Consider the following 5,924-nt stretch of genomic DNA (forward strand, 5'->3'; position numbering starts at 1 on the left):
GCTCGACGGCCCGCCTCCTGGACTCCAGGTCGTGCTTCACCCTGAGGTCTATACTCATGGAAAACCTCCCATTTCCCGATGTCCAAGAAATGGGAGGCAGTTCACTGTCCCTTTGTGGTGGTTTTGCCCGTTAAAAGCGAAATATCGCTACTTGGAAAGCTCATCGGCGAGGGCCTCGATCTGGGCGCGCGATGTGTCGTTGAGCGAGCCCAGGACAGTCACCTTGTTCTGCGCCAGGGTGATGTCCTTCATGCCCTCGAGCTCCTTGGTCATAACCTTGGCAGCGGCGGGCGTCCAGGAACCGGCCTCGACGAGCGCCACGGTGCGGTTCTGGTAGGCATGCTCGGCGAGCGTGTGGATAAAGGTGCTCATGAACGGGAAGATCTCGCCCTGATAGGTGATGGAGGCGAGCACCAGGCGGTCATAGCGGAACGCATCCTCAACGGCCTCGGCCATGTCGTCGCGAGCCAGGTCAAAGACGGAAACCTTCTGGCCGCGAGCCTCGAGCGCTGCGGCGAGCTCCTCGACGGCAGCCTTCAGATGTCCATACACACTCGCATAGGCAATCGTGATGCCCTCGTCCTCGGGCTGATAGCTCGACCAGGTGTTGTAGGTGTCGAGGTAATAGCCCAGATTCTCGGTAAGGACAGGACCGTGGAGCGGGCAGATGATCTGAATATCCAGATCGGCAGCCTTTTTGAGCACGGCCTGCACAAACTTGCCGAACTTACCGACGATGCCAAAGTAGTAGCGGCGAGCCTCGCAAGCCCAGCCCTCGGGATCCTCGATGTCGTTGGCGCCAAACTTGCCAAAGCCGTCGGCGCTAAAGAGCACCTTGTCGGTGGCCTCATAGGAGAAGAGCACCTCGGGCCAGTGAACATTGGGGGCGCCGATAAAGGTCAGGCTGTGGCCGCCCAGGTCGAGCACATCGCCCTCTTTGACAACCATTTTGCGCTCGGGGAAGTCGGTGCCAAAGTAGTTGACCATCATGCGGAAAGCACCCATGCTGGCCACAATCTGCGCCTGGGGATAGCGCTCCATAAAGGCGGCGATACCGGCGGAGTGATCAGGCTCCATATGATGGATGACCAGGTAGTCGGGCGTACGGCCATCGAGCGCGGCCTCGAGGTTGCCGAGCCACTCGTCGACAAAACCACCGTCGACCGAATCGGCGACAGCGATCTTTTCGCCCAAGATAACGTAGCTGTTGTATGCCATACCGTTCTCGGACACATCGTACTGGCCCTCGAACAGGTCAATGTCGTGGTCGTCGACGCCAATGTAGCGGATATCCTTGGTGATCTCCATCAGACAAAGCCTCCTAGATAGACAAAATAACTTGTCTATCATAGCACTTGGCAGCATTCCAACTGTTATCTGCCGGCATCCTTACCGATTGTTATTGAAATACGATAAATCGTCGTTTACCTGCGCAAACTATGAGCGTGGAATCGCCGTGCTATGTCGAATAATGAGCTGGCCGGGAATACGAATAGCAACGGTTTTGCCCGCCGTACCCGCCTCGGGAACCGCGTGCTCAAACACCTCGCGTCCACGCTGATGTAAATCGAATCGAACGGTCGTGAGCTCGTTATGCGCGACAAAGTCGTCGAGCGAATCGTCGACGCCCACCACGCTTACGTCCTCGGGCACGCGCAGGCCGCTATCACGCAGCGCGGCAATCGCGCCATTTGCCATCTGATCGTTTGCCGCATAGATCGCCGTCATGGTGCGATCGTGCTCGGCCAGGTACCTGCCGGCCTCGTAGCCGCTGTTGGCAGACCAGTCGCCCTCGAGCGGCGCCTGCGGCTTAATGTGCTTGTGCACGAGCGCATCCTGCCAGCCGGCGCGACGAAATTGCTCGTCGACCGAGAACGACGGGCCGCCAATATAGCGAATTTGCTCGTGCCCCAGCTCAAACAGATGATCCATAAGCAAGAGCGAGCAGCCGTAATGGTCGGAGTCGACCGTGGTCACCCGCGGGTGCGCGTACATGGTAACAATAACCGTGCCAATGCCCGGCAGCGGATCAAACGTCTCAAAATCGGGCGCCATGCGGCTCATGCCGATGATGATGCCGTCCACCGGCAGCGCAGCCATACGACGCGTGGCCTCGGCAAGCGAAAACTCCTCGGTCTTGGACATCTCGACCAGCGTGATGGCGCAATTATGCTCGCGAGCAGCGCTGGCGATGCCGTCGATCATTGAGAGGTTGCCAAACTTGGTGATATCGTTGACGCACAGACCGACCGAATGGTAACGGCCGTCGCGCAGCGAGCGGCCGGCATAACTCGGACGAAAACCGAGCTCTTGCATAGCGGCCTGCACGCGCTGGCGCGTCTGCTCGTTAACGTTGGGCAAGCCGTTGGCGACGCGCGAAACCGTCTGCTGCGAAACACCGGCAGCGCGGGCGACGTCGGCCATGGAGACCGGACGCGTACCTGTATCGTTGGACGAGTGCCTTGCCACAGAATCACCTTCACCCTTGCGAGATCTGAATAGCGTGCATGCCGGCCCGGGCAGAAATATATCCCGCTCCGAGGCCCGCTATCGTCGGACGCATGTTAACGTACTCTACTTTTTCTATCTGTATCTCTTCTGCTTTATAAGTCCATACGGCGGTACCGTTCACGGCTGTAATTCTACCGACTACCAGATTCTCAAAAAGTGACAAGAGATCTGTTATGAGTACGTTAACATAGCCCGTAACGTGCGGCATCGTGAACACTTGGTTCATGCCGCTTCAAGTTGTTAACGTACTCATAGCGACGCAAAACTCACCCGTGCGCGCCAAGGAAAGGACTCCCATGACCACCCCCGACGAAAAGACACTCACCATGCTCACCAGGCTGTTTGAGGAGGAGTTTGGACCCATCGGCGACCGCCAGGTGCTCTACGTGCACGCACCCGGCCGTTCTGAGATCAGCGGCAACCACACCGACCACGAGGGCGGCCATGTTATCGCCGGCTCGCTCGATGTCGCCGTTGACGGTATCGCTGTGGCAACCGACTCCAACAAGATCCGCGTCGCCGACGAGGGCTATCCTACCTTTGAGATCACGCTCGATACGCTAGATGTTCAGGAGTCCGAGAAGGGCACGTCCGCAAGCCTCGTCCGCGGCATGGCCCATGAGATTGCAGCTCTGGGCGTCGAGCCCCAGGGCTTCGACTTCGCCTTCACCTGCTCCGTCCCCTCGGGCGGCGGTCTTTCGAGCTCTGCCGCCGTCGAGGCGGCGTACGGCCGCGCCATGGAGACGCTCTGGGGCGCGCCCACTATTGAGCCCGTCGCGCTCGCCCAGATGAGCCAGCGCACCGAGAACAACTACTATGGCAAGCCCTGCGGTCTTATGGACCAGGCCGCCGTTTGCTTGGGCGGCCTCGCCTACATGGACTTTGAGGACCAGGCTCAGCCTAAAACCCAGAAGCTCGAACTCAACTTTGAGGATCACGGCTATGCGCTCGTGCTCGTTAAGGTTGGCGCCGACCACGTGGCCGCCACCGACGACTACGCCGCCGTTCCGCGCGAGATGCAGGACGTCGCCGCCGAGTTTGGCAAGACACGCCTGTGCGAGGTAAACGTGGCGGATTTTGACGCCAAGCTCCCCGAGCTACGCGCCAAGCTGGGCGACCGTGCCTGCCTGCGCGCCGTTCACTACTGGTACGAGAACGGCCTGGTCGATAAGCGTTGGGCAGCCCTTAGCGCCGGCGACATCGACCAGTTCCTGGTCCTGACGCGCGAGTCCGGTGCCAGCTCTGCCATGTACCTGCAGAATGTCGTCGCCAAACTGGGCTCCGAGCAACCTTCCATGTATGCCTTGGCGCTGGCCGAGCATGTGCTCGACGGCCGCGGCGCCGTCCGCATCCACGGTGGCGGCTTTGGTGGCACTATCCAGGCCTTCGTGCCGCTCGACCTGGTCGACACCTTCATCACCAAGATGAACGGCTGGCTGGGCGAGGGCTCTGCCCGCCACTACGCAATTTCTGACAAGGGGGCTTATGCGGCATGGCTGTAATGACTGATGTGCGCGAGGCCGCGCAGGGCCTGATTGAGTATGCCATCCATCGATCCATGATCGGACAGGATGACCGCATCTGGGCCTACAACACCATTCTGGAGTGCATCGGCGCCACGGGTCCTGCGCTCGACATGGCTTGGGCGATGCAGAACGAGAAGCTCTCGCTCTTGCACCCCGATACGCTCCCCAATTTTGACCTGGAGGGCACGCTTGCCGCGCTTTCCGAGGCCGCCGTTGCCAACGGCGCTGCCGAGGACACGGCGTCGGGCCGCGACCGCATCGCCATGCGCATCATGGGCGCGCTCATGCCGAGGCCTTCGGTTGTAAACGAGGAGTTCAACGGACGCATGGGCGTCAACGAGCCCCGCGCCGCGACCGACTGGTTCTATGGTCTGTGCTGTGACGCCGGTTACGTGCGCCGCGCCGCCATCGCGCGCAATATCAAATGGAGTACCCCCACCAACTGGGGCGACCTGGAAATCACCATCAACCTGTCGAAGCCCGAGAAGGACCCGCGCGACATTGCCGCGGCCGGCGCCGCAAAGAACACGGGCGAGAAGTATCCCGCCTGTCAACTGTGCATCGAGAACGAGGGCTACCCTGGACGCTCCGCCGCAGCCGACGGCGGTGCCCATCCCGCTCGCCAGAACCTGCGCGTTATCCCCATCCAGCTCAACGGCGAGCGCTGGGGCTTCCAGTACAGCCCGTACGCGTACTTTAACGAACACTGCATTGCTATGAGCGCCGAGCATCGCCCGATGCACGTCGACCGTAAGGGACTGACCTGCCTGCTCGATTTTGTGGACCTGTTCCCGCACTACTTTATTGGCTCCAACGCCGACCTGCCCATCGTGGGCGGCTCGATTCTGTCGCACGACCACTTCCAGGGCGGCGCGCACGAGTTCCCCATGATGCATGCCGCCGAGGTCTCGCAGTTTAACGTGCCCGGCTTTGACCAGGTCAGCGGTACCGTGTTGCAGTGGCCGCTTTCGGTGCTGAGACTGCGCTCGCACGACCGCGCCCAGCTGCTCGACGCTGCCGAGAAGATTATCCTCGCCTGGCGCGAGTGGACCGATGAGTCTGTGGGCGTCATCGCGCACACAGCCGACGGCGTGGCGCATAACACTGTGACGCCCGTCATCCGCCGCGTCGACTCTCGCGGCAATGCCGGCGGCGAGATCTACGAGGCCTACCTGGCGCTTCGCTGCAACATCACAACCGACGAGCATCCGCTGGGCGTATTTCACCCGCATGCCGAGTACCACCACATCAAGAAAGAGAACATCGGCTTGATCGAGGTCATGGGCCTGGCCATTTTGCCGCCGCGCTTGGTTCCCGAGCTCGGCGCTGTCCGCGAGCACTTGCTGGCAGCCAAGGCCGATGTCAGTTACGACCTTGCCGGCGCGCTCGAGGGCGACGACCTTTGCCGCAGCCACGCCGCATGGGCCGAGGACGTCTTTGCCCGCCGCGCCGACGAGCTTACGGCGGATAGCGCCATCGACATCCTGCATGAGGAGGTCGGCATGGTGTTTGGCCACGTGCTCGACAACGCCGGCGTCTTTAAATGGGACGAAGCCGGTCGCGCCGCCCAGCAGCGCTTCATTGACTCGCTGTAATGATCCCTTGGGGACGGAGGAAAACGGATCATTTCGTCTTCAAGACAACGGCGCCCGCCGGCAACATCGCCGGCGGGCGCCGTTTTATTGGCCAGTCATTGGAGACGTTCTTAAACGACTAGTCATTAAAGAGCGTCCCCAATGACTACTTGCGACCAAGGCAACGCCGGCGTCTTGGCAACGACAGACACTATGACCCAATCCGAGGGCACTAAAAAGATAGGAGCCCCCGCTCGTGACCGCGGGTCGGGGCTGCGACAATGATGTTGAAGTGCCATAGGCGCAGCCGCGC

The 5,924-nt window shown here is 60.8% G+C and carries 4 protein-coding genes; 2 read left to right on the forward strand and 2 right to left on the reverse strand.

Features of this window, described 5'->3' with window-relative positions:
* Positions 1-147: 147 nt before the first annotated feature.
* Entirely contained in the window at positions 148-1,308 is a 1,161-nt protein-coding gene (locus ACTQXM_RS08835) for an FprA family A-type flavoprotein (protein ID WP_427793971.1), read from the reverse strand.
* A gap of 129 nt (positions 1,309-1,437) precedes the next feature.
* Positions 1,438-2,424, reverse strand: coding sequence for a LacI family DNA-binding transcriptional regulator (locus ACTQXM_RS08840; protein ID WP_441537632.1), 987 nt, complete (start codon positions 2,422-2,424; stop codon positions 1,438-1,440).
* A 383-nt stretch (positions 2,425-2,807) separates the two neighbouring features.
* Here ACTQXM_RS08840 and ACTQXM_RS08845 point away from each other — a divergent pair, with 383 nt between their 5' ends.
* Together ACTQXM_RS08845 and ACTQXM_RS08850 are read left to right on the forward strand one after the other, a co-directional pair.
* The gene (locus tag ACTQXM_RS08845; protein WP_441537630.1) at positions 2,808-4,013 is read left to right on the forward strand and encodes a galactokinase; all 1,206 of its coding nucleotides are present in this window, start codon (positions 2,808-2,810) and stop codon (positions 4,011-4,013) included.
* On the forward strand, positions 4,004-5,632 hold the full coding sequence (locus ACTQXM_RS08850) for a UDP-glucose--hexose-1-phosphate uridylyltransferase (protein WP_441547649.1): 1,629 nt from the start codon (positions 4,004-4,006) through the stop codon (positions 5,630-5,632). The genes ACTQXM_RS08845 and ACTQXM_RS08850 overlap by 10 nt, the downstream gene beginning before the upstream one ends.
* Positions 5,633-5,924 lie beyond the last annotated feature (292 nt).

Origin of the sequence: Collinsella sp. LCP19S3_D3, assembly GCF_052121455.1 — a bacterium.
In the GTDB taxonomy this organism is placed as follows: domain Bacteria; phylum Actinomycetota; class Coriobacteriia; order Coriobacteriales; family Coriobacteriaceae; genus Collinsella.